The organism is Pusillimonas sp. DMV24BSW_D (assembly GCF_011388195.1).
Taxonomy (GTDB): domain Bacteria; phylum Pseudomonadota; class Gammaproteobacteria; order Burkholderiales; family Burkholderiaceae_B; genus Neopusillimonas; species Neopusillimonas aestuarii.
In genome coordinates this window covers 1797015-1821314 of sequence record NZ_CP049990.1, presented here as the reverse complement: position 1 = coordinate 1821314, position 24300 = coordinate 1797015, and the positions used below count along the sequence as shown (strand labels likewise).

Genomic DNA, 24300 nt, shown 5'->3' with positions numbered 1-24300 from the left:
CTAATGGCATAGCGGATACACACACCCATGAAGGCACAGAAAAACACCATTGCCCCAACCCGCTCAAAACGCATTTCCGCCGGGCGCAAATCTGCCCCCCCGCAACCCGCCCAAATCAGCAGTGACGAAATCGCTGTATGCGAACGCCTGAAAGCGCTACGCATCAGCAGTGGGCTGACGCTCGACGCGCTCGCTGAACGGTCAGGCTTTACCAAAGGGTATCTGTCGAAAATAGAGAACGGAAAGAGTGCGCCCCCCATTGCCTCACTGGCGCGCATTGCCCGTTCAATGAACCAGGATTTAAGCTATTTCTTTGTTGATCCTACTCAACCCGACGATGCAATTGAGGCCGGTGCAGATGCCAAGGTATCCGTGGTGCATCGATGGGAACGCAAGCCGGTTGTGCGCGGCGGCACGGGCTTTGGCTATGATTACGTTAGCCTCGCGCACAAAAAGGCCCATAAACACATGGAGCCTTTTATTTTCACCTTCCCATCGGAAGTCGATATCGACACCTATTTCGAGCATCCCGGAGAAGAATTTATTTATATTCTTGCCGGCGAGGTTGAATTTGAAATAAAAATCGACGGGCACCTAAGACGCTGGACGCTTGAGCCGGGCGACAGCATTTACTTTGAGTCCAGCCTGCCACACCGGGGGCGCAGCCCCAGCGGAGACGCCCAGGCCTTGGTTGTCGTAATGGAAAATAATCCGGACTCCGAAGAGAGCGAAGCAAACTCTTAGCGGCGATACCGGTTGACGCTAAGTGCGAATAAGCAGGTGTAGCTTATCTTTTACATCGGCCCACTTTTCCGCATCGGCCAATGCCTCAACCTGCACCTGCGCGTGATCAAACTCCTTTGACAATGTCGCATTCAAGTCCACGTAGCGCTGACGCTCCGAGACATCAAGCTCGTAGTCGGCCACGATTGCGGACACAGGACAAGCCGGCACACACACCGTGCAATTAACACAAACCTCAGGATCAATGACGACAAAATTTTCGCCGACCCTGAACGCATCAACGGGGCAAGCATCAACACAATCCCCATAACGGCAAGCAATACAGGCCTCAGTTACCACACAGGTCATCACGCCCCCTTTTTTTGTTGCCTAAAATGAAACACTGTCTTATTATAGGAAACAATTAAAGCAAGTCAACCAGGAGCCTCAATGCGGATTGCCGTCGTACTCTATGATTTTGTCGAGCCTATTGAAATCGGTATTTTGGGCACCCTCTCAATGGCCAAGCGTGTCGACCCCACACTCACCTACTTCACGGTATCCGAAAACGGGGGGATGGTTGAGTTGCAGAATGGCTTAAGAGTGGAAACGGACTATTCCTTCAACAATGCACCACCGTCCGACGTTGTCATGGTCACCGGAGGGCCGGGCTGGAAGAACCAGGTCAAGAACGAACGTATCCTTTCCTTCCTTCAAAGCCGCCGTCAGCACACCCCCTGTATCGCCAGCGTTTGCACCGGCGCAATGATCTTGGCGGCAGCAGGCTTGCTTGACGGCAAACGCGCCACGACCAAGGTACCGGTAATAGAGCCCGAGGTCTGCCCGCTCCAGACTTTGGAAGAGAACCACCCTTCCGTACACACAATGCATGCGCTTGTGGTCGACGAAGGTGAGGTGGTTACCGGGGGCGGTGTAAGCCTTTGCGTTGATTTGACGCTGTACCTGCTGGAGCGATTTCTGGGTGAAACCGTTGCCGACGAAACAGCCCGCATTATGGAGTATGGTGCAGCGCGAAGTGCGAATCGAAAGCGCCTGGCAACCCACATCGCATCATCGAGTTCCTCCTAGGAAACAAGACATCCCCGCCCTAACCCTGTATGCTAAATAGGAACCGGCTCGCCTGCGCCCGGTTCCGGGCCACCTGTTGCCAGCCGGCGAACATTTAAGGAGGTCTCATATGGAAAAAGACCCAAATAAGGGATTTGTTGCGGTGCTGGGCTGGAGCCTGCGCTGTATTGATGCGCTCGAAAATTTCGACCGGCGCTATATTGTTGTCGCCCCGCCCTGGGCTGAAGATTACGCCAAAGAACATAATATTCCGTTTATATCCTGGGATTTCGAGCGTCTTAACGATCGCTCTTATGAATTGGCTATCACCTTGCAGGAAATGGGCGTTGATGTCGCTGTCCCCCTGTTCGAAGAAACAGTGGAATGGGCCGGCGCTGTTAACTCGGTACTGCTCGACAACCCCCGCCTGCTTGGCCAGTCGATGTTGTTCCGCGACAAGTCACTCATGAAGCGCCGCGCACAATTAGGCGGTATCCGCGTAGGCATTTTCGAAGAAGCCATGGATCGAAACGACGTGATCCGGTTTCTGAAACGGGTGAACCAGACCTTGCTCAAGCTTGACGGCGACCCAAACGACCCTATTCACTTCAAGGCATTCGATAAGGCCGGTTGTTTGGGCCATCGGGTTATTCGCACGGCCGACGATGTCGCCACAATTTCCGACGACGAGTTCCCCGCTTTAATGGAAAGTCATCTAAGCGGCTGGGAATTCGCAGTGGAAGCCTGGATTAAAGACCGAAAAATCCAGTTTCTTAATATTTCCGAGTATGTCTCGCTAGGCTACTCTGTATTCGTGCCGGCCACCCCTGAACTGGAAAAATGGCGTGGGCGCATTACACAGGAAATAGAAAAGCTTATTGAAGTGTTTGATATCGATTTCGGTTTTATTCACCCCGAATACTTTGTGACGAGCGACGGCACCATGTATTTTGGCGAAGTGGCCTACCGTCCGCCCGGCTTCAACGTATTTGAGCTGCTTGAGCGGGTTTACGAATTCAATGGCTATCAGGCACTTGTCATGGCGTTTGACCCAAAAACAACGCAAGAAGAGCTCGACGCGTTTTTCCCCACACCGGTTGAGGATGCCAACGGCCACGCAGGATGCTTTGGCGTTTACCCACGTCGCCGTGTCGTGAGCGAGCTTTCTTTACCAGACGAAACCGTTAACGATCCGTATTTCGAGTTTCACGAACTGGTGCCGCCGCTCGAACAAAAGGTTACAAAACGCTCGGCATTTGGTACACATTGGGGGCTGATCTATTTCCACGGTGAAGATCCGCACCGCCTGCGCGACCTGCTTAAGGCACAAGAAGATCTTGATTTTTATGTTTAAGGATAGTGTTTTGCCAAATGGGTAACCCGCTTTACACAACGGAATCGGCGCAAAGCCATTCCCCAACAGTTAATCCGGCATCTCTTGACTCGATGCTTTCCAAGTTCGACCACATGTTGTCTCAACTTGAAAAGGCTTCAACTGTTGGTAAGGCAACATATCAAAGCCGAATACTGGAGGCCACTTGCCGGCTCTTGAAACAGCCCGACAGCATTGCCGCGCTTCAAGGGCGAATTCAACGCCTTGACCAAGCAGGCATTTTTGCCGGTACCGACTGGAGCACCCCTGCCCAACTCTTGCCGGGGCTGGTAAAGAACACGCTTGAAAAAGCGGAACCCCAAACTGTTGCACTTGAATGTTTAAGCTTGCTGCGGTTTTTGGCAGTCGCGCAATATACCTACCGCGTAAACGGGTTGCCCGCAGCGCAAGCTCGCCATTTTTTAACGCAGGTACTGGCCTTGAATCTCGACCGGATTCTGGGCACCGCTTCTGAAGTATCGCGTGTTCGCGAAGGCCCGATGGGCCCGACAATTGACCAGCTGTTAAAACACGTTCTGGAGCAGATCGGCGCGGAAAGTATCCTGAGCCGCCTGGTGGATGAGGTGTGGCGTATCCTAACCCAGCGACCCTTGCAGGTTGGGCCAGTGAAGTCAATGATTGTACAAATCGCCGTCGCCTTGCACGCCGACCAGAACGGCATGAGCGATACCCGCGCTGTGGGGGCTGACCGCCTTATTAGCGCGCTGTTCGGCCCCACGCACTTATGCCGCGACGACCCTGGTCTTGAGGTTTACACGCAACGCCTGAACGCGGCCGACCGCGGTGCACTGCAAGCGGAAGCCATGGGTATGGCCCGCGCCATGCACGACACCGGTCTGGTATCCGACTACCAGGTGGGCTTTGTGCAATTTATTATGGCCTCCGATCACCAAGATCTTCTACCTCAAGTACTGGGCCTATCCAGTACCGGCCTGGATTGCCTGCGCTGCTATCAACCATTGGTTAATCAGCTTATTAAAGAATCGGTTCATATCGGGACCGGAGAAGCCATTTTAGGTATTGCGCTCATGCTTGAACGCGGCATTTTGTATTCGCCGCCTATCGCCCCGTCGTTGTGGCGGCTTTTAGCGACAGAGCCCAGTGCTACCTGTACCCATTCTTTAGAAATTGCTTTTGGCTCCACTATTCCTGCCCGACAACGCATGATTGCCGGGGTTATGCAGATGTTGGGGCAACCGCTGGGGGTGGGCCAGGGCAACAACCCCACTTGTCAATCAGCACGCGCCTTATCAATGTGGGCGTTGAATGATCCCGACTACCTGCTGTGGTTATTGGCCCAGGTCACCCATAACGACCGCATTATTATGCATATCGAAGGGCAACCGCTCGATTCAAGCCAACTACAGCTTGGCTTGGCATCGAACATTCCGCTGGATGCCGACGCAGTGTCAATTCTGCTGGTACCCCACCTTGATCGTCTTTATGCAGAAATGGGCCGGCGCGTGGCAGGTCGTGGCGAAGATCCGCACAAGTGGATTAATCCGGAACTCCACGGTTGGTGGGTAGGGCGCGACTTTTATATTGCAGTCGACATCGCAACCGGGCAGTTAAAGCACTACCATCAATTCATTACATCGTTCTACCAAACCTACCATCCGCTATATAACGGCAACGAACCCATTATTCACCCCCAACCGGCGGGAATCGCAGTCACCGACAGTTCAGGCGGGTTTGTAGGTTGGCATGCAATTACCATTATTCGCGTCGCATTTGACCAGAACAACGAAATGCGGGTGTATTTTTTCAACCCTAACAACGACAGCGGTCAAGACTGGGGCAATGGCACTGTGGTTTCAACACAAGGCAGTGGCGAATTGCCGGGCGAAGGGTCGTTGCCTTTTGCCGACTTTGCCTCGCGTCTATATATTTTCCACGACGACGGCTTGAAAGGGGCTGAAAAGCCGCCCGTTGAAGTGAGCGTCGTCGAAGATGTATACGAAAAAGCCAAAGCAAGTTGGGCGGCCGGTCGTCTGGCGGAAAGCCCCCTACAAGCCACAAAAAACGTATGACCCGGATTACGGCTGTGGGCTCGGCCCTGCCTTAGCCCCCGCGTGAAACGGTTTGCTAAGAAACCCTGAGCCCGTCAGACCAAATCGCCAGGGGGTTTCCACAGCCTTGCTGATACCAATACGCGGCCCCACGCTCACCGGTAGGGGTGCATCAGCCGCCCACACCTCAAAAGGCGGCCTGTCAAGCGGATGGCCGTTGTAATCACGGTGAATCGCCAGCGCCTGCCCCACCCGGCCGGGCCCTGAACATAAGTCGCGCAACGGTCGGCCGTCTCGACGCTCTCGTATGACGTCCAAACCATATAGTGGCTCCAATGCCCTGATTAATACGCCCGCGCCATGCCCTTGCTCTCGACAAACAAAATTCAAGCACCAATGAATACCATACGACCGGTAAACATAGGCGCATCCAGGAGGCCCAAACATGGCTTGATTACGGCTTGTTGGTCCGCCAAAGCAGTGTGACGCCGGGTCATCCCGATCGTAAGCCTCGGTTTCCACAATTCGACCTCCCACGCCATCCACAAGCAGTATCGCCCCGATAAGACGGCGAGCCACGCGCGATGCGTCGTCATTAAAGTCACACGATTTCAACTGCAACGTCATTTCCTCAACCTCGTGTCACGTTCCAAAGCCACCCCCTGCTTCTTTGTTTTGCGCCTATATTATGCAATGCCCTTGTTCATAACGTAGCACTTCCGGTTTGCCCAAAAGGACTTTATATGAACGTCTCATGCGCTCGTTATCGTGTCCCTATGCATCTGTTTAATGCGTTTTGCCTCACACTGTTGCTCTCAGTCTTCTCCGTGTTTCCGGCCATTGCACAAAACGCCGACACACCCCATCCCGCACTTAAAGACGGCCAAATTGTGCTGATTCGACATGCCTATGCGCCCGGCGGAGGCGACCCCGACAATTTCACATTGGGTCAATGCGCCACCCAACGCAACTTGAACGAAACCGGCCGCGAACAGGCACGACATATTGGTCAATGGTTTCGTAACCAGTCGGTTGCAGTGGCCCAAGTCTTAAGCTCGCAATGGTGTCGTTGCATGGAGACAGCCACATTAGCCTTTCCCAACCAAGTCACCGATGCACCGGAATTCAATTCTTTTTTCAGCAATCGACAAACCGAAGCGATGCAAACCCAACGCGCGCTGGTTCGATTTGCACGGTGGGACGGCCCCGGGCTGATGGTGGTGGTAACACACCAAGTAAACATCACAGCACTGACGGGGATTGTGCCCAAATCGGGTGAAGGTATCGTAGTGGAATATAAAAATGGAGCAGTTCAAGTCGTTGAAAGGCTTGATTTTGGCTTTCACTAACACCAATCGGTAGCATTTACGCATGTCGACTACAATCGATTTGTTTACTACACCGATTTCCAGGAGTGCGTTATGTCGAAATTGTTGCCCGCCGTGGATCCCGATGGCTTGCTCGAATATTCGGTTGTCTACACCGATCGAGCTCTAAACCACATGTCGGCGCTTTTTCAAGGCGTAATGAAGGATGTTTCCAGCGCGATGAAACGAGTATACAACGCCGACGCGACCATCATCGTACCCGGCAGCGGAACCTTCGGTATGGAAGCCGTTGCCCGCCAGTTTGCCCACGGAAAAAGGTGTATGGTTTTGCGCAACGGTTGGTTTAGCTATCGTTGGTCGCAAATCTTCGACATGGGAAACATTCCAGCCGACACGCATGTGCTGAAAGCACGCCCGATGCAAACGGGGAGCCAGGCGGCTTTTGCTCCGGCGCCTATTGAAGAAGTTGTTCAGGCCATTCACGAATACAAACCCGATCTTTTATTCGCGCCACACGTAGAGACGGCCTCAGGCATTATGTTGCCGGACAACTACCTGAAACAGGTCGGTGACGCGGTGCGGGCCAATGGCGGGCTGTTCGTTCTGGACTGCATAGCATCAGGCGCCATGTGGGTCGACATGAAAAGCTCGAATGTGGATATCCTAATCAGCGCCCCTCAAAAAGGTTGGTCGGCATCGGCCTGTTGCGGCTTGGTGATGTTAAGCGACCGCGCACTGGGTCGTATTGAGGAAACCACCAGTTCAAGCTTTGCCTGTGATCTACGCAAATGGCTGCAAATTATGCAGGCCTACGAAAAAGGCGGTCATGCCTACCACGCAACGATGCCAACGGATGCGTTAGTGGTATTGCGCGATGCCATTGCCCAAACCGAGGCGGAAGGCCTCGAGCAAACTAAAGCGCGTCAGCGCGAATTGGGGCAAGCAGTACGCAAGCTGCTCGGCGGGTGCGGTTACAAAAGCGTGGCGGCGCCCGGCTTCGAAGCGCCAGGCGTCGTTGTAAGTTACACAACCAATCCGGATATCCACTCATCCCGCGCATTCACCCAAATTGGCCTGCAAACTGCTGCCGGTGTGCCCTTGCAATGCGATGAGCCCGCCGATTTCATGACCTTCCGCCTGGGCTTGTTCGGCCTGGACAAATTACAGAATGTTGACCGCACGGTTGCCCTGTTCGCCGATGCGCTGGGGCAGATAGCCGCGACCTATCGGACGGAGCAACAGGCTTAAGCACCGGTTGCATTCGCGTTGACATTACGGGCGCCAAAGCCGGTGCCCGTAATGTCTCTTTCCCCATATCTTTATTTCCAAGAGAAATAAAGATATTTTTTTATATTATTTCTAATTCTATCGGCTCATCTCTACAATGAAAACCAGATTTTTAAACTCTCCTTTAAAAAGTGTTTTTCTATATGAGCCGTCTTACTATTCACACCCTCGACTCCGCCCCTGAAGCCGCTAAAGAGCGCCTGGAAACTGCGAAAAAGAACAACGGTTTTCTCCCAAACCTGATTGGCGTTTTGGCTAACGCCCCCACCGCCCTGGAAACATACCAGGTTGTTGGTGGCATTAACGCCAAATCCGGCCTGACTCCTGAAGAACGTGAAGTCGTACAAATTACAGCCGCTACGCTGAATGGCTGCGGTTTCTGCGTAGCAGGTCACACAGCTCTTTCACGTAAGAAACTGGGTATGCCCGAAGAGGTCATTCAAGCGTTACGCAAAACCGAAGCATTGAACGACGCCAAATTAAACGCTCTCGCCCAATTCACGATTGCTGTGATGGAAAACAAAGGCGATGTATCAGATGACACATTACAAGCGTTTTTCGAAGCGGGCTATACCGAAGCCAATGCACTTGAGGCTGTTTTAGGCGTCAGTTTGGCAACGCTTTGCAACTACGCCAACAACTTGGCTCGCACCCCCATCAACCCTGAACTGCAACCCCACGCCTGAAATTAACGACCCACAGGTAATACTAGGACGTCAACCCCATGAATCAATCAGAAGCAATCATCAATGCCATTTCCCAGCAGGCCCGCACCGAATTGCGCCCTCTGGCCGATGCCATCGACCGCGAAGGCTTCTACCCGGAAACGTATTTACGCGAGCTGGGCAAACTGGGAGGCTTTGCCGCTGCTATCCCAGAGGAATATGATGGCCTGGGGCTAGACCTGTCCACCCAAGTTGAGATCACCACCTCAATTTCCCGTGAATGTGGTTCAACTGGATTCATGGTGTGGTGTCAGTCGACTTGTGCCTGGTATTTATTGCACTCCCCCAATCAAGAGGTTCGTGAACGTTACCTGAAAGATGTTGCGCGTGCGCGTATTCTGGCCGGAACAGGCATGTCGAATACCGTCAAGCATTTGGCCGGCATAGAAAAAATCAATCTACGCGCAGTGCGAACCGAAAACGGCTATCAGGTAAGTGGGTCTTTGCCATGGGTTTCCAACATCAGCGCCGACCATCTGGCCGTGGTGGCCGCCTACGTGCAAGACGAGGGCTACATTATGTTCGCCGTACGTTGCGATACCCCTGGCGTGTCCCTGCGGCCTTGCCTGGAGTTTTCGGGCATGGAAGGTACACAGACTCTATGCATTCGCTTCGACAAAGTTGCGCTTAACCAAACCGACATCATTGCTCACCCGGAGCAGTTCGGTGATTACATTAAACGCATTAAACCAGGATTCGTGCTCGGACAAACCGGCATGGGCTTGGGCATTATCGAAGCCAGTGTGGAAACGATGGAAGATACAAATGCTACACATGCGCACGTAAACGTCTTTCTAGACGATCAAGCCGACGATTTAAGCGCGGAACTACAACCGTTGAAATCGCGTATTAAAGAACTGGCAAGAGCCACCAAAAATGGCAACCCGGAAGTGCTGGATGTGTTAAAGGCGCGGCTGGCAACCTCTGAGCTCTGCTTGCGTGCCACGCATTCGGCCGTACTTCATACCGGCGCCAAAGGCTATCTCATGAATCATCCCGCCCAGCGCCGCCAGCGTGAGGCCGTATTCGTCGCCATCGTTACCCCGGCGCTCAAACATTTACGCAAAGAGATTCACGCTATCGAACACCCCGACGAACAAGCTCAGGCCGCTTGATTTCGTCCAATAACATTAGCAGCATCATGCAAACTCGCCCCGCCTCCGCCACCGACATCGTCTTGCAAGCCCATAACATTGAACTGGGCTATGTACGTGAAAGTCAACCACGGCATACCGTCCTAACCGACTTTTCACTGACCGTGGCGCAAGGCGAAACCGTCGCCATTTTAGGCCCCAGCGGAGTCGGAAAGTCGTCGCTGCTGCGCGTTCTTGCCGGTTTGCAAACTGCGCAGGCCGGCACCGTACATTTACACGGACAATTGGTAAAAGGCCCCCATCCCAGGTTGGGCTTTGTCTTCCAGGACCCCAGCCTTTTACCGTGGCTCAACTTGGAAGAAAACGTTGGTTTCGGGCTCGATTTCAAGCATCAGCCTCATTTAAGCGACCAGGAAAAACGCCAACGAATCAACACCGCCATTAATGAAGTCGGTTTAAGTACTGCCCGCAGCCGCTATCCTACCGAGCTTTCAGGCGGCATGGCCCAACGTACTGCACTGGCACGCTGCCTGGCGCGTCAACCTGAAATTCTCTTGCTCGACGAACCGTTTAGCGCCCTAGACGAAATTACCCGGGAAGAAATGCAGCAGTTACTGCGCAGCATTACACAAACACACCACGCCGCAGCCGTTTTGGTTACGCACGATATCGACGAAGCACTTACCTTGGCCGACCGCATCATACTCATTGGGCATCAACCCGGTCGCCTGGTTGGAGAATGGCGTATTCCGCTACCCCATCCGCGTGATGAAGCAATCGATGCACTTGAGCCTATTCGTCTTGAAATCGTGCATGCCTTGCGCAAAGCACGTCCCAAATCCGCAACCACGGTTGCCCACTGAGCTCCGATCACCATGAAAAAAACCGACCTTTCCCAAAACGAACCTGTCGCCACACAAGAAGCACGTCGTCAGTTTCTAAAATTGTCGTCGCTGTTTACCGCAGCAGGCGCGCTTCCCTTGCTTAATTTGCACAAGCAAGCGCGTGCAGCGGAAGCGGATGCCCCTCTAAGAATTGGCTACCTTCCCATTACAGACGCCACACCATTGCTGGTGGCCCATAACAATGGCATTTTCGAACAACAAGGCATTAAAGTTGAGAAGCCGCGTTTATTCAGAAGCTGGGCGCAATTGGTTGAGGCCTTTCTGGCCGGACAGGTCAACGCGGTACACCTGCTCTCACCCATGACTATCTGGGCCCGCTACGGAAGCCAATCGAAGGCCAAGGTCGTGGCGTGGAATCATATGTCCGGATCGGGCCTGACCGTTCAACCAAACATCAACGACTTGTCTGACCTGGGCGGCACAACTGTGGCCATTCCCTTCTGGTATTCAATCCATAACGTCGTACTGCAACACCTGCTTAAAAGTAAAGGCCTGGAATCGATCGCCGACGGCGAGCCGGGCCCCAAGCAAGTCAAGCTTGTTGTCATGGCGCCATCCGATATGCTGCCTGCATTGGCCAACCGCCGCATTTCGGGCTATATCGTGGCGGAACCATTCAACGCAGCGGCCGAACAACTGAAAGTAGGCAAAATCCTGCGTTTCACCGGCGACGTATGGAAAGACCATGCGTGCTGTGTTGTTCTAATGCACGAGGAAGACACTGTGAACCGCCCCGAATGGTCTCAGGCCGTAGTGAACGGGATTGTTCAGGCACAGGCATGGATTCAGGACAACCGTGAGGAAACGGCTCGAATCCTGTCGAAAGAGCACGATCAGCGCTATACACCGCATGCCTATGAAACTTTGGCCCAAGTACTCGTACCGGCAAAACTGGATCGCGCCATGTATGAAAAAGACGGCGCCATCGTCAACAAAGAATGGGAAGAAAAGCGCATTGACTTCCAGCCCTACCCCTTCCCCAGCTATACAGAAGAGTTGGTGCGCCGACTAAAAGATACCTTGGTCTCGGGGCGCAATGACTTCCTGGCTGAACTGGATCCAGCCTATGTTGCAAAAGACTTGGTCGACGACCGCTTTGCCCGCAAAGCGATCGAGTCAATCGGTGGTTTGCCGGTGTTCGGCCTTCAGCCCGACTACGAACGCCAAGAAATCATTACGGTTTAATCAGGAGTCGCCATGCTAAAAGCCCTTTCATTTTCTGTTCCAGGAAAACGCACACTGTTGAGCCTGACGGGCCTGCTGGTGCTGATCGGGCTGTGGTCGCTGGGAACCCGTTGGCTGCAACAAGACATTGGCCTGGCAGGTTTGCTGGGACCTGAAGAAACATTTCAAAACCTGTTCAGCTTGCTGGCAGATAATCAGCTTACCATTCACACCTTAACCAGTATGAAACGGGTTCTGATCGGGTTGTTTCTGGCTTTGTTAATCGGCATTCCCGTCGGCTTGGCCATTGGGAGTTCGCGCACACTTGAAAACAGCACCAGCAGCGCATTTCAGTTTTTGCGCATGATCTCACCGTTGTCTTGGATGCCGATTGCCGTCATGATTTTCGGCATTGGTGATGCCCCCATTTACTTCCTGCTTACCTTTGCCGCAGTATGGCCGATTGTTCTGAATACGGCCGCCGGGGTAAAACAGCTGGATAAGAAATGGCTGATGTTGGCCAAAAGTTTAAGTGCCACCCGCTGGGAACTGCTTTCCCGTATTATCATGCCGGGAATCCTGGGCCACATCCTTACCGGTGCGCGTTTGGCAATAGGGATTATCTGGATTGTTCTGGTGCCCTGCGAAATGCTGGGGGTCAGCTCAGGCCTAGGTTACTTTATTCTGGATACACGAGACCGCCTGGCTTACTCCGAACTCATGGCCGTTATTGTGCTCATTGGCGCTTTGGGCTTTATGCTGGACACCATTGCCCAGAAACTGTACCAGCGCTGGACTCATACGCCGCAACCTTAAGCTTGTTGCTCAACCCGTTTCCGGTCTTGCTCACGAATGGCTTGCCGGAACCGGCCCGCTGCATAATGGTAGAACGGCTGGGGCGTAATCTGGCGGGAAACTACAGAAGCCAACAACGATGCCAACAATAACCAAAACAGCATGGGCTGGCTACCGGTCATTTCCATTGTAATCACACTGGCGGTCAGTGGTGCCTGCGTTGCGCCGGCTAAAAATGCAGCCATACCTAACAACGCAAGCACTTCGGGGTCGGACAACTCATTAAAAACATGCGCCAACTCAGCGCCAATCCCTGCGCCTGTGGTTAAAGCGGGCGTAAAAATCCCCCCCGGAATACCCGACCAATACGTCACAACTGTTGCCAACAACTTGCTGATGCCGAAGCCGGCCTCAACCTCGGCACCGCCCGATAAAGCCTGGGCGGCAATGCCGTACCCGGTTCCATAAACCGTGTGATGCGTTAACGTGCCGAGCGCCGCCAAGATTAACCCTAGCAGAAAGGCCATTTGAATCGGGTGGCGCCGTATCCAGCCCCGCATACGAGAAGGCGCAAACGCCGCGGCACCTTTGGCCAATAACCTTGAAAAAACTCCGGCGGCTACACCGCAAATGCCGCCGGCCAAAACCACACCCCAGATTAACTGCCGATAAGGGGCCTGCGTATCAAACATACCAAAGTAAGGATTGTTCCCCATCAGTGCAACGACAATAAAGCCACTTGCCAATACACCCAACAGAACCATTCTTTGCCATTTAAACGACACCCCTCGCCCGAGCTCTTCAATGGCAAAAATGACGCCGGCCAAAGGTGCATTAAATGCCGCAGCCAAACCGCCCGCCGCTCCGGTGGCGATCAATTCCGAAGTTTGCACATGAATGAGCGGAACACCCAGCACTCTGCAACACTTTCCCCACGCCAGCATTAAAGCCGCCCCAACCTGAACCGACGGCCCTTCGCGCCCAACCGAAGCCCCCGCGATAAGCGCCAGAAAAGTGAGCGGAATTTTCCATAAAGCCTGTGCCAACGACACCAAACGACCACGCCCCGAATCATCCGGCAAGGACATGGCGGCAATCACCTGCGGGATCCCGCTTCCGGCGGCAAAAGGGGCAAAGCGACGTGTCATCCAGCAGAGCAAAGCCAAACTACATGGAATAACAATCCACACAGCCCATGGCGCCAGCGCCACCCATTGCTGATTCAACTTAATGCCCCAATCCACCAGATGCGCGAATCCGATAGATACCAGGGAAACCAGCCCTGCCCCAACCAGCACCAGTGAAAACTGTAAAGAACGGCGTGAGAATCTATTTAAGTGACGGACTCGTCGGCGCAGAGAAGAGCGTATCCGTTTAAGCGAAGAATCAGGATTTTTTATCGACATGCAAAAGTTTCGGAAAACAACTTAACGCGGTGGAAACAAACGATTCGAAAGGTCGGTCAGATTCCGGCGATCTGTTTCAAGATTTAAAACCTGCATCGCACGTTCCAGCGCCAGACCGGCGTGATCACGAGCGGCCTCACCCAAAGTATCAGGTTGAAGTTCAGCCAAGTGGCTGAGCACTTTCTGCAGCCGTACCTGAACCTCGATCATCCCGGCACCGTCCCGGGCAATAGGAGTAAAAAAATCGTTAAACACATCTTGTGGGTCGAGCGGCGACATCCAAACATTTTCACACAAGGGTTTGCCTCCTTTGCCTGCCCGTCGGACGTCGCTACGGCCAGCAGCACGGTGCTCCCAACAAGACAGTATTCGCACTGAACGGCTCAGAACATCAATGGCCGTTCCCGGATCATTCATGGCGGGAGAGAGAGCACGCGACGCAATTTCAGCTAATACACACATCCCGTAGCGTGGATCCTGATCAAAAGACCTCTCGGCATCCAGCGAAAAAGCGCCTTGCAATATGCCACGTTGCTCGTCAGTCAGGGAACCGTCGATTTTCGCCAGCGAGGTGCTGGGGTTGACAAAAGACCCTGGGGCGGCCAAAACATAAACTTTCACGCCCCATTCACAAGCGCACTCCGATAGCTTTTGAGTATCGATATGCTCAACATAGGCCACTTTCCAGGCCGGCAGCGTCTGCGCCGTATCCGGGATCACCGAAAGATCGGTTAAAGGATTCGCCCCCAAACAAGGATGCTCAACCCAGTATTCAAGCGCCGCGTGGGCCGCCTTTTCCACTCTTTCAGTTGTATTCCCCACCCGGCCGAAATGCGTTAGGTGGGAAATCCAGCGTAATAAGGTTAACGCCACAATCAAAATCATGGCCAGAGACACAACAAACAACAATACCCGCCCGCCATCACCGTAAGCACCGGCATTCAAGCCCACAATACCCACCAGGCTAAAAAGAAACGCCCCCAGAAATGTCGATAGAACGTTCTGGGTGGTCGTGTCCTGCATAAGCAAGCGCGTTGCCCGGGGTGTCACACTGGACGTCGCCGCACTGTAGGCCGACACCATAACGGTGAGCGAAAAAGTTGTAACAGCCAGCATGCTGCTGGCCATAATATCGAGAATTTGGTCTACGGCATCGGCACCAATACGCCCGCCGAAATCAGCCGGGATATAGGGATCAATCCAAATGGCCACCAACGCTGTCACAATGGCTAATAAGGAATACAGCAAAGCCCGAACCCACAAGGTGCGGGAAAACTGCTTCAACAACCAGTCCCATTTGGAAATCATCGCAATAAGCCTTGTTTAGGATGGGGAATAAGGCAACGCACGTTTGTGGGCGGTGCGGCGAAAAATATCCACAATCCGTTCAAAGACATCCGGCGCAACCACTTTCCCTTCAAGGAAGTCATCAAGCTGGTCATAGGTGAGCCCAAACGCATGCTCATCCGGTCTCTGAGGAGCCAGTGACTCAAGGTCAGCAGTCGGTACTTTATATACAAGGTCATCAGGGGCGCCCAATGCATGTGCCAAGGCTCTGACCCGCCTTTTCGACAAACCCGTAAGCGGCGTAAGATCGGCGGCACCGTCACCAAATTTGGTAAAAAATCCCATCAAGGCCTCTGCCGCGTGGTCAGTTCCCACCACGACCCCGCCATAAGCACCCGCAACAGCATACTGCGCAATCATGCGTTGGCGCGCCTTAATATTCCCCAAAACGAAATCCTCGTGAAAAGCATCCCGAAAGCCGGTACCGCCAGCTTTAACCGCTTGCAACATTGAGTCGGAAGCGGCCTTGATATTAACCGTGACAACCTCATCGGGCTTGATCACGCCCAGGCTCGCCTGGGCCTCACTTTCATCTTTTTGCTCACCGTAAGGCAAGCGCATGGCATAGAACCGTGCAGAACCACCTTGCGCGCGTATGGTTTCAACCGCCTGTTGGCACAAACAGCCGGCCACCAAAGAATCAACCCCGCCACTGATACCCAATACGAGAGAATCAATACGATGACGTTTCAGGTAATCGGCCAGAAAGCCGGCGCGCCGGGAAATCTGTGCATCAACATCGAAGTGCTCATCAACGCACAACTCGGTTCTGATTTGACTCTGGAGGGAAATTTGTTCAGCAGACAACATGGGCATCCTTACACGCTGAAAGCGGCATTTCAAAAGAGGTATGATAGCTGATGACTTATCCGATTATGCGATGACCGTCGCACTGTTGTACAACTCAACCATTAGGGAAACAACATATGTCTTTGAAGTTGCACGTTATTATCTGCAGCACACGGCCCACCCGCGTGGGCCCGTCGGTGGCGAAATGGTTTGCCGAATATGCCAAAAACCACGGCACGGGTTTTGATGTCAATCTGGTGGATCTGGCCGAAGTTGACCTGCCACTGTTTAACGAACCAAACCATCCGGTACAACGCAACTATCAGTTCGATTACACCAAGCGCTGGAGCGAAATTGTAGAATCGGGCGATGCATTTGTTTTTGTTACGCCGGAATACAACTACAACCCTCCCCCGTCTTTCTACAATGCGCTTACTTACCTCAGCAAAGAGTGGAACTATAAAACCTGCGGGTTTGTGGGCTACGGTGGGGCTTCCGGCGGTGTACGGGCGATTCAATCAGCCAAAACACTGGTTACCACCTTGAAAATGATGCCCATGACCGAGTGCGTCATGGTCCCTATGGTTGCCACCATGATCGACGATGACAAAAACTTCAAGTCGAACGAATTAATAGAGAAATCGGCCGATGCCATGCTCACCGAGCTGAAGAAATGGGCGGCCGCAATCAAACCCATTCGCGGTTAATCCATCATTTTTCATAGGGGTGATGCCATGTCTCAACCCACGCCTGTTGACCAAAACACTGAAACTGTCACGCACTCACGAAATGTAGAGCGCCTGGTGGCGGGCCAGCCCACATCAGACGGCGCAGGTGTGCGCCTGACGCGTGTCATCACCCAGCATCTGCAACGACGGCTCGACCCTTATCTTATGCTTGATGCTTTCGGCAGCGATAACCCGGATGACTATATCGCAGGCTTTCCCAACCATCCACATCGCGGGTTTGAAACCATTACGTATATGATTGCCGGCCGCATGCGTCATAACGATAGTCGCGGCAACGAAGGGATTCTGCAAAATGGCGGTGTGCAATGGATGACCGCCGGACGCGGCATTATTCATTCTGAGCTCCCTGAGCAGGAAGCCGGTGTCATGGAAGGATTTCAACTGTGGCTGAACTTACCCGCCAATGAAAAAATGGGCGAACCGGCCTATAAAGACATCCAAAACGACGACATTGCAGAGATACAACCCAGTGCCAACGTAAAAGCACGCGTTATTGCAGGAACCAGCCATGGTGTAAGCGGCGCGATTCAGCATCCGGTTACCCAACCCCTCTATCTTGATGTCCATTTTTCCGGCCCAAGCCATTTCAGGCAATCACTTAAACCAGATCACAATGCCTTTATTTTTGTCTATCGGGGAGCGGTTACCGTAAACGGTAAAGCTATCCCCCTGAAACATATGGCAATACTCGAAAACGACCCACAGGCCGACGGCGTCGTTATTGAGACCGACGATACTGCAAAACTCATTCTAATCGCCGGTCGGCCGCTTAAAGAGCCCATCGCGCAATACGGCCCGTTCGTCATGAATACGCAACAGGAAATTATTCAGGCAGTTACGGATTTTCAGGAAGGTCGGCTAAGTTAAACCAATGCCCCATTTTGGCGGCTTTGGTTTGCAGATAGCCCTCGTTATAACGATTGCGGTTAACCTGCAATGGAACACGTGCCACCACTTCAATACCATTTTCACGCAAGGCATCAACCTTACGGGGGTTATTGGTCATTAAACGTAATTGCGTCACCCCAAAATGCTCGAGCATGGGGCGGCAAACGTCGTAGCGACGCATATCTGCCGGAAACCCCAAGCGCACATTCGCCTCGACCGTATCAGCGCCTTCATCTTGCAGGCTATAGGCCCGAATTTTATTAACCAGCCCAATACCCCGCCCTTCCTGACGCAAATAAAGCAGCACACCCCGGCCTTCGGCCGCAATTGCCTGCAAAGCTGCCTCAAGCTGGGCGCCGCAATCACAGCGCTGGCTAAAAAGCGCGTCTCCTGTCAGACACTCGGAATGCACTCGCGCCAATACGGGCTCGGTGGTGCTTAAGTCGCCAAGCGTCATGGCGACATGTTCTTTACCGCTTTCGGGTGAGACAAAAGCGTGCAAAGAAAAAACAGCCCAGGGGGTGGGCAGCTTACAGGTGGCTACGTAGTCCAATTTGGTACTCTGAGAAACGGCAAATGCGCCGCTTGCTGGGTTCGGCAAAAGCTAAAGATTAACATTCTTTGACGGTCAGAGCAGATTCTGAAAATCAATCGATCCCGGATCGGTATCCCATTGCCCTTGCGCCAGGGCCGCCCTTATGCGGCCGATCGCCTGAGCCCGCAACTGGGAAATGCGCCCTTCCGTCACACCCAATACGGCGGCCGCTTCCTTCTGGTTCAAGTCTTGTTCAAATTGTAACGACAGCAGGAGCTGCTCCCGTTCCGGCAACCGACTGATGGCGTCGACCAACGCGCTTCTAAGCCCTTGCGACATAATCTGCTGCAAAGGATTCGTCCAATGTTGAGCGGACTCATCCGAGGGCAGGGCCTCTTCCGCAATGCGAGTACCTTCACCATGAAAACGAGACAAGTCCTCGTAATGCACAACCTGTACACCCTGAGCGCCCTCAAGCATTTCTTGGTACTCCGCCAGCGACACGCCGAGCTCTTCGGCCAACTCCGTCTCGGTCGCGGGGCGCATAAGACGTTGCTCCGAAGCATGAATCGCCTGTTCAATGACTCGGCCTTTCGCCCGCACACTGCGCGGCAGCCAGTCTTGCGTTCTTAGTTCGTCGAGCATGGCACCGCGAATACGCGTTACGGCATAAGTTTCAAACTGCGCCTCAGGCACCTGCTGGTAACGCCGAACTGCGTCGAGCAAGCCCATCATGCCCGCCTGTAAGAGGTCGTCGAGTTCGACGCTGGACGGTAGCCGCGAGATAAGCTGCAGCGCAAGCCGCCGCACCATAGGTGCGTGTTCAGTTACGAGCTGTTCTTCAGAAACGGGCATTCGCTGGAAAGACAATGAAAAAAACCTGAAATAGCATTTTCGCCTGAATAAGCGTCGGCAAACTGGGTGATTTACACCCCATTAGCAGTGTAATTCCGTTCTTTGGCCTGCTTAACCGGGAAATAACCCTAAAGATTATTCACACAATGCCGTTAAACGGTTCAAGCATGCATCTTAACCTGAATGCGCTCATACTCCGGGAGTCAGCCCAATGATTAACTCAGTTTCAACCAACTTTGCCGTTTCCACCGGTACGCCGGTAACAACTGATACTGCGCCGGTGCTGAATCGACCGGAGCCCGCTCAAAAAGTGACCGCCACCGAACGCGCGCTGGACGGCCGGTTAAGCCCGGACGCCGATCAGCCGAATCTCACTGTCGACGCTACAAACAAAGCGCTCGACGAAGTGAACGGACATTTACAGGCCTGGTCAACGGGAATGCAGTTCAAGTTCGACGAAGAAGCGCAGCGAATTGTCGTGTCTATTGTCGATAATCATAGCGGGGAGGTATTACGCACTGTCCCCTCCGAGGCCGTATTGCAGGTCGCAAAAATGATTGTACAAATGCAAGGCCAGGGCGTGGATACCAAAGTATAAGCAATCAATTAATTTATTGACTGCTTGGTTAAAAGGCAATCTGGAAAAGTAACGACGCATTTGGCAGCAGACACTAGCTTTGAAATACGCTTAGTCGAGTCAAAATAGCGTAACAGGAGATTCAAGAAAATGGCTATTTCCGCAATCGGCGTTGGATCCGGGCTTCCGCTCGACGAACTCCTTTCCGACCTAAGAGCAAGTGAAAACATCGCATTGCAGCAAATCAAAACGCGGCAAGCCGATGTTCAAAACCGCATTTCAGCCTACGGAAAAATAAAAAGCGCGTTTGAAGCTTTTCAGAAAGCAGGACAAACGCTTTCGAAAGAAGGTACGTTCGGCGCTTACAAAGCCAACACTAGCGCGGAGTCATTCAGTGCCACGGCGGAAACAAGTGCCGTCTCGGGCCAATACAACATCACCGTAGAGTCGTTGGCCACCACGCAAACATTAGTTGCCCAAGGTTTGGCAAGCCGCACCGACGCCAATGGCACCGACGGTGTGATCACATTCACTTTCGGCGACGGATCAACCAAAACACTCGACCTCACCGGAAAAGACACGTCAATCGACGGCATTATCGAAGCCATTAACGCCGACGACAGCCTTGGTGTGCAAGCCACTGTATTGAACGACGGCTCGGCCAACCCCTATCGTCTTATGCTGTCGAGCACGGAAACAGGTACAGACGCCGCAATTACACAAATTGACATCACCGGCAACACCGACGGCGCAGGCAGCCCTTTGGAAGATTTGCTGAATTTTGGTACGGCGGGCTCCACTTTGCAGGAACAAGCGGCATCCAATGCCGAAATTACTGTCAACGGCATCACGATTACCAGCCAAACAAATTCTATTGAAGATGCAATTGAAGGTGTAAAGCTCGACTTAACGGAAGCGAACCCGGGCAAAATCGAGACATTGTCCATCACTCGCGACGACAGCACGGCAAAATCGGCCATTGAAACGTTCGTCAAAGCGTATAACGCGCTTCAAGGCACAATTAAGTCACTTACGTCTTACAACACCGAAACACAAACGGCCAACACGCTCACCGGCGACTCAATGGCCCGGCGTATTCAGAACGAGGCCCGTGAAATTGTCAATTCGTTCACCTCTTCAGGCGACGTCAGAACGCTGTCGCAAATGGGTATTACAACGAACTTGACCTCAGGCGAGCTCACCATTGATCAGGAAAAACTAACGGCTGCACTGGAGAACAACCTGGATGATGTTCAGAATCTTTTGACCGGCGGCAATGGAATCGCCACCCGCCTTGAGCAAAGCGCCGAGAATATCCTGGATGCAAATGGGCTTATAGCGGCGGCAACCAACGGCGCCAAGAGCATTTCCGAACGCCTGCAAGAGCAGTACGAAACAACCTCTGCGCGTATCGATGCCCGCATGGCAAATTACAAGCAACAATTCTCAGCGTTAGACGGCATGATTGCCGAAATGAACTCTTTAAGCAGTTATCTAACCCAACAAATGGGTATGTTGGAAAATCTCAGCAGCGGAAATAAAGAATGACCTATTCATTTGCACGCGGTCCCCGGGCAACCCGTTCCGCCAATGCCTACGCCAGCATAGACCTTGAAACCAAGGTCATGAGTGCCAGCCCTGAACGCCTGATTACCCTGCTATACGACGGCGCTCTTGCCGCCATGGCGAAAGCTAAACTGTATATGCAAAACAACAACCCGGCGGGTCGCGGCACAGCGATCTCCAAAGCCATTGAAATCGTTGACTGTGGGTTGAAGGCCAGTATCAATACAGAAGCCGGTGGCGAGGTAGCGCAAAGCCTGATCGCCACTTACGAGCTCATCACACGTAATTTGCTGCTGGCCAATCTGAACGCCGACATTGAACGACTTGAGGCGGCCGAAAAAGCCCTTTCTGAAATTGCCGATGCCTGGCGATCTGCGGTCGATGTAAAAAAGCCCGCAGCTGTGGCCTCGTGAACGTTACGTTACGAAATACACAAGCGGACACACCTGCGCTGTTAATCCCACCTATACTTACTTTCGACCTATGTTCGCCGACAATATCGCCATGAGCCGCTCGAAGTCTATATTGAATCAATACAAAATCATCGCCAACCTGTCGGGAAAAATGGTTCAGCTGGCGCGCGACAACCAATGGGATGAAGTGGTGGCCACCAGTCGAGAATACTCCGAGGCGGTACAAGAGTTGCGCCAATACGAACCTCTGGACGACCACGATCGCCTTGCGCGTAAACCCTTGCTACAAAAAATTCTGCGTGACGATGCCGAAATCAGAGACCTTGCGGCGCCGGAGCTGGCCCGACTGGGCTCACTGCTGGGCAGCATGAAGCGTCATCAGAATGTTTTGCAAACCTATTTGGCACCGCCTAAATCCAGGCCATGAGCGTAAACGGTCCGTCCGGTCTGGGTACCCTGCTGGTTCAGCGTCTGGATGCTGTTCTTGGCACTTCACTATCTCAACAAACCAATTTAGTGAATGGCGCAAGGCCCGACGCCATTACTCAAACACCTGAAACACTACGCAACGACGCCGCCCAAAACAGAGTGACCCGTGACACCCGGGAGGCCATCGATCAAGTTCAACGCCACGGCGAACGAGCGACCCGCCAGGCGGTGGAGCGCGCCAAGATCGACGCACACAAGTCATTGCTTGAAGGCGGAGGCGACCAACCCAACACCCGAGCCACCGCCTCGGCGCCAACCACTCTGGGGGCCGCCGCACGCACGATTTTGGCGTTATTGCAAAACTTTCCTGAACAAGCTGCCGTTGTGCGCGGTCAACAGCCACTCATTCAACCACAAGGAAAAGCAACCCAGAATCCCGGCAACGCGCCGACAAATGCGCAAAGTAGTGCCCCAGGTCAGGGTGCAGCACAAGCACGTGGCGCATCATCATTGCCACACACGCACGTATCCTCTCAGGCATTGGCCCAAACCTTAAGCCAAACTGTGCAGTCCAGCGGTTTGTTTTACGAATCCCATTTAAGCGCTTTATCGTTCGGCAAATACGCCGCATCGGCACTGCGCGGCGAACCTCAGGCCCTGCTTACCGGTGGATCGAATGCGCAGGCCGGCGGGCAGGCTCCGGCGTCAACGTCACAATCGGCCGCCCATTCACAAGGCACGTTGCAGCCCGGCACATCAAACGCCCAACCTGCCCAAACGCCATCATCACAAGGGGGCGCCGGCAGTTCAACCGCCCCCCTTCCCCGGGCAGAGTCAACCACCAGCCCTTTACAACAAACGAGCCAAACCCATGCTTCTTCAAGCGCAAATACAAGCGCTTCAACGGGGGCGGCTGCAAACGCAAGCACGGGTACTCCCGGCTCAGGCATCGCATTAGCCGCCCTACACCCTGAAACGCACACGCTTGTTCGCCAACAACTTGAAGTTTTGGCCAATCAAGGCTTCATATGGAAGGGTGAAGCATGGGCCGGCACCGATCTGGAAATGCACATACAGCGGCGTGAGCCGGACTCTAACGAACAAGACACCGATTTCGCCCACTGGGCAACGCGTTTAAAGTTAACGCTTCCCAACCTTGGCGAGGTCGACGTTCGCTTAAACCTGAACGGCGCTTCGCTGCAAATGGCCATTGTGGCCCCGGAATCTGCACCTTTTTTGAAAGAAAACACACCCGCGCTGCACCAGCGCCTTGATCTGGCCGGGCTTCAACTGGCGCAAATTACTGTAGCCCAGCACCAAGCAATGGCGGAAGATAATAGTGAACAGGCCGACTCTACCCATTCAAGGTAAGCGCAGTTCAGCTGTTGCCATTACCTACGATAAAAAAGACAGTGCCCCAAAAGTAGTCGCCAAGGGGTACGGCTCTTTGGCGGAAAACATCATCAAAACAGCACAAGAACACGGGCTGTATGTACATGAATCACCCGAACTGGTTGGCCTGCTAATGCAAGTGGATCTCGATCAACATATTCCGCCTGAACTCTATCAGGCCGTTGCAGAACTGCTTGCCTGGCTTTACGCGCTTGAATCACGAGACGGCGAGTTTACCGGCGAAGCATAACAACACGCTGCGTGCGTATTTAAACCGGCATGCTCGCAATTTCCTGGTAGGCCGCTACCAAGCGGTTTCGAACCTGTACGGTTGCCTGAAATGCAACACTGGCCTTTTGCATGTCGATCATCACGTCGTTCAGCGAAATGTCGGGCGCCCCAAGCTGAAAAGCTTTGGCTTGTGAAGTAGCTTGCGTTTGCATATCGGATACTTTATGCAAAGATCGCTGCAACTCTGCGGCAAATCCCCCGGGCTCGGCAACCGGCCCGGCCGCTTTTCGCTCGAACCCCGACGCTGCGTCGGCAACCGATCGCATCTGGGCAAGCACATCCTCAATGGCAGACAGCTGTGAAACACTCATGAAGCTTTCCATATAAACGTCAAGATGACGCGTTTACTATAACGCCGCCATAAGCTTTCAAAGGCAGTTAACAAACGGCAAAAATGGCCGTTTTTCATCAATAAAACCATCACAGTCATTCCACACCGCGCTTCTAATACCACACTAAACTCTCCCGTCACGAAGCCGTTAACCGGAAAAAGCACCCAAAAGTGGTGCTTTTCTAAGCTTGGTCGAAGATCGATACACGCAATAATCCAGTCTCCGATTATTAACGTTGTA

At 53.2% G+C, this 24300-nt stretch carries 27 protein-coding genes; 19 read left to right on the top strand and 8 right to left on the bottom strand.

Annotated features, from left to right (window positions below; genetic code table 11):
- Positions 1 to 27 precede the first annotated feature (27 nt).
- Positions 28 to 744, top strand: coding sequence for a helix-turn-helix domain-containing protein (locus G9Q38_RS08875; RefSeq protein ID WP_166130067.1), 717 nt, complete (start codon positions 28 to 30; stop codon positions 742 to 744).
- A gap of 18 nt (positions 745 to 762) precedes the next feature.
- On the opposite strand, the gene G9Q38_RS08870 is transcribed toward G9Q38_RS08875, so the two are convergent.
- Entirely contained in the window at positions 763 to 1092 is a 330-nt protein-coding gene (locus G9Q38_RS08870; RefSeq protein WP_166130065.1) for a 4Fe-4S dicluster domain-containing protein, read from the bottom strand.
- Positions 1093 to 1173: 81 nt separating this feature from the next.
- Here G9Q38_RS08870 and G9Q38_RS08865 point away from each other — a divergent pair, with 81 nt between their 5' ends.
- The 3 genes from G9Q38_RS08865 to G9Q38_RS08855 all read left to right on the top strand — a co-directional run bounded on the left by G9Q38_RS08865 (position 1174) and on the right by G9Q38_RS08855 (position 5214).
- Positions 1174 to 1812, top strand: coding sequence for a DJ-1/PfpI family protein (locus G9Q38_RS08865; protein ID WP_166130062.1), 639 nt, complete (start codon positions 1174 to 1176; stop codon positions 1810 to 1812).
- Between the two features lie 109 nt (positions 1813 to 1921).
- On the top strand, positions 1922 to 3145 hold the full coding sequence (locus tag G9Q38_RS08860; protein WP_166130059.1) for an ATP-grasp domain-containing protein: 1224 nt from the start codon (positions 1922 to 1924) through the stop codon (positions 3143 to 3145).
- A gap of 17 nt (positions 3146 to 3162) precedes the next feature.
- Complete coding sequence (locus tag G9Q38_RS08855; RefSeq protein WP_205962277.1) at positions 3163 to 5214, top strand: hypothetical protein; 2052 nt, start codon at positions 3163 to 3165, stop codon at positions 5212 to 5214.
- A 6-nt stretch (positions 5215 to 5220) separates the two neighbouring features.
- On the opposite strand, the gene G9Q38_RS08850 is transcribed toward G9Q38_RS08855, so the two are convergent.
- Positions 5221 to 5820, bottom strand: a complete 600-nt coding sequence (locus tag G9Q38_RS08850) for a DNA-3-methyladenine glycosylase (RefSeq protein ID WP_166130056.1) — start codon at positions 5818 to 5820, stop codon at positions 5221 to 5223.
- Positions 5821 to 5936: 116 nt separating this feature from the next.
- On the opposite strand from G9Q38_RS08850, the gene G9Q38_RS08845 reads away from it, so the two are divergent.
- The 7 genes from G9Q38_RS08845 (at position 5937) to G9Q38_RS08815 (ending at position 12512) form a co-directional block, all read left to right on the top strand.
- On the top strand, positions 5937 to 6542 hold the full coding sequence (locus tag G9Q38_RS08845) for a histidine phosphatase family protein (RefSeq protein WP_205962276.1): 606 nt from the start codon (positions 5937 to 5939) through the stop codon (positions 6540 to 6542).
- A 72-nt stretch (positions 6543 to 6614) separates the two neighbouring features.
- Positions 6615 to 7769, top strand: a complete 1155-nt coding sequence (locus G9Q38_RS08840; protein ID WP_166130054.1) for an aminotransferase class V-fold PLP-dependent enzyme — start codon at positions 6615 to 6617, stop codon at positions 7767 to 7769.
- A gap of 182 nt (positions 7770 to 7951) precedes the next feature.
- The gene (locus G9Q38_RS08835; RefSeq protein WP_166130051.1) at positions 7952 to 8494 is read left to right on the top strand and encodes a carboxymuconolactone decarboxylase family protein; all 543 of its coding nucleotides are present in this window, start codon (positions 7952 to 7954) and stop codon (positions 8492 to 8494) included.
- A 38-nt stretch (positions 8495 to 8532) separates the two neighbouring features.
- Positions 8533 to 9648, top strand: coding sequence for an acyl-CoA dehydrogenase family protein (locus G9Q38_RS08830; RefSeq protein WP_166130048.1), 1116 nt, complete (start codon positions 8533 to 8535; stop codon positions 9646 to 9648).
- Positions 9649 to 9674: 26 nt separating this feature from the next.
- Positions 9675 to 10490, top strand: a complete 816-nt coding sequence (locus tag G9Q38_RS08825; RefSeq protein ID WP_166130044.1) for an ABC transporter ATP-binding protein — start codon at positions 9675 to 9677, stop codon at positions 10488 to 10490.
- Between the two features lie 12 nt (positions 10491 to 10502).
- Positions 10503 to 11717, top strand: coding sequence for an ABC transporter substrate-binding protein (locus G9Q38_RS08820; protein ID WP_166130041.1), 1215 nt, complete (start codon positions 10503 to 10505; stop codon positions 11715 to 11717).
- A gap of 12 nt (positions 11718 to 11729) precedes the next feature.
- Positions 11730 to 12512, top strand: a complete 783-nt coding sequence (locus G9Q38_RS08815; RefSeq protein WP_166130038.1) for an ABC transporter permease — start codon at positions 11730 to 11732, stop codon at positions 12510 to 12512.
- On the opposite strand, the gene G9Q38_RS08810 is transcribed toward G9Q38_RS08815, so the two are convergent.
- Genes G9Q38_RS08810 through nadE form a run of 3 tightly spaced genes read right to left on the bottom strand, consistent with a single transcriptional unit; the run spans position 12509 to position 16054 of the window.
- Positions 12509 to 13897, bottom strand: coding sequence for a chloride channel protein (locus tag G9Q38_RS08810; RefSeq protein ID WP_166130035.1), 1389 nt, complete (start codon positions 13895 to 13897; stop codon positions 12509 to 12511). The genes G9Q38_RS08815 and G9Q38_RS08810 overlap by 4 nt on opposite strands.
- Before the next feature lie 21 nt (positions 13898 to 13918).
- Positions 13919 to 15205, bottom strand: a complete 1287-nt coding sequence (locus tag G9Q38_RS08805) for a DUF2254 domain-containing protein (RefSeq protein WP_166130032.1) — start codon at positions 15203 to 15205, stop codon at positions 13919 to 13921.
- A 15-nt stretch (positions 15206 to 15220) separates the two neighbouring features.
- Positions 15221 to 16054 (bottom strand): NAD(+) synthase, encoded by an 834-nt coding sequence (gene nadE / locus G9Q38_RS08800; RefSeq protein WP_166130029.1) that lies wholly within the window; start codon positions 16052 to 16054, stop codon positions 15221 to 15223.
- Positions 16055 to 16170: 116 nt separating this feature from the next.
- Between nadE and G9Q38_RS08795 the strand changes: the two genes are divergently transcribed.
- Both G9Q38_RS08795 and G9Q38_RS08790 read left to right on the top strand, forming a co-directional pair.
- On the top strand, positions 16171 to 16740 hold the full coding sequence (locus G9Q38_RS08795; RefSeq protein ID WP_166130025.1) for an NADPH-dependent FMN reductase: 570 nt from the start codon (positions 16171 to 16173) through the stop codon (positions 16738 to 16740).
- A 27-nt stretch (positions 16741 to 16767) separates the two neighbouring features.
- Complete coding sequence (locus G9Q38_RS08790) at positions 16768 to 17649, top strand: pirin family protein (protein ID WP_166130023.1); 882 nt, start codon at positions 16768 to 16770, stop codon at positions 17647 to 17649.
- On the opposite strand, the gene ribA is transcribed toward G9Q38_RS08790, so the two are convergent.
- A complete protein-coding gene (ribA, locus tag G9Q38_RS08785) occupies positions 17618 to 18223 on the bottom strand; it encodes a GTP cyclohydrolase II (protein WP_119441340.1) in 606 nt (201 codons plus the stop codon). The two genes, G9Q38_RS08790 and ribA, sit on opposite strands and share 32 nt — an antisense overlap.
- A gap of 75 nt (positions 18224 to 18298) precedes the next feature.
- The gene (locus G9Q38_RS08780; protein ID WP_166130020.1) at positions 18299 to 19060 is read right to left on the bottom strand and encodes an RNA polymerase sigma factor FliA; all 762 of its coding nucleotides are present in this window, start codon (positions 19058 to 19060) and stop codon (positions 18299 to 18301) included.
- 211 nt (positions 19061 to 19271) lie between these two features.
- On the opposite strand from G9Q38_RS08780, the gene G9Q38_RS08775 reads away from it, so the two are divergent.
- The 6 genes from G9Q38_RS08775 (at position 19272) to G9Q38_RS08750 (ending at position 23687) form a co-directional block, all read left to right on the top strand.
- Positions 19272 to 19658 carry a flagellar protein FlaG gene (locus G9Q38_RS08775; RefSeq protein WP_166130017.1) on the top strand — a complete coding sequence of 129 codons (387 nt, stop codon included), beginning with the start codon at positions 19272 to 19274 and terminating at the stop codon, positions 19656 to 19658.
- A gap of 129 nt (positions 19659 to 19787) precedes the next feature.
- Positions 19788 to 21185: a flagellar filament capping protein FliD gene (gene fliD / locus G9Q38_RS08770; RefSeq protein ID WP_166130015.1), complete on the top strand. Its 1398-nt coding sequence runs from the start codon at positions 19788 to 19790 to the stop codon at positions 21183 to 21185.
- A complete protein-coding gene (gene fliS, locus G9Q38_RS08765; protein WP_166130012.1) occupies positions 21182 to 21616 on the top strand; it encodes a flagellar export chaperone FliS in 435 nt (144 codons plus the stop codon). The genes fliD and fliS overlap by 4 nt, the downstream gene beginning before the upstream one ends.
- 91 nt (positions 21617 to 21707) lie before the next feature.
- Positions 21708 to 22043 carry a flagellar protein FliT gene (locus G9Q38_RS08760; RefSeq protein ID WP_166130009.1) on the top strand — a complete coding sequence of 112 codons (336 nt, stop codon included), beginning with the start codon at positions 21708 to 21710 and terminating at the stop codon, positions 22041 to 22043.
- On the top strand, positions 22040 to 23416 hold the full coding sequence (fliK, locus tag G9Q38_RS08755) for a flagellar hook-length control protein FliK (protein WP_166130006.1): 1377 nt from the start codon (positions 22040 to 22042) through the stop codon (positions 23414 to 23416). The genes G9Q38_RS08760 and fliK overlap by 4 nt, the downstream gene beginning before the upstream one ends.
- Entirely contained in the window at positions 23385 to 23687 is a 303-nt protein-coding gene (locus G9Q38_RS08750) for an EscU/YscU/HrcU family type III secretion system export apparatus switch protein (RefSeq protein WP_205962274.1), read from the top strand. Before fliK ends, G9Q38_RS08750 begins: the two co-directional genes overlap by 32 nt.
- A 19-nt stretch (positions 23688 to 23706) precedes the next feature.
- Here the strand turns inward: G9Q38_RS08750 and fliE are convergent, their stop codons facing one another.
- Positions 23707 to 24039 carry a flagellar hook-basal body complex protein FliE gene (fliE, locus tag G9Q38_RS08745; protein ID WP_114419650.1) on the bottom strand — a complete coding sequence of 111 codons (333 nt, stop codon included), beginning with the start codon at positions 24037 to 24039 and terminating at the stop codon, positions 23707 to 23709.
- Positions 24040 to 24300: the final 261 nt, after the last annotated feature.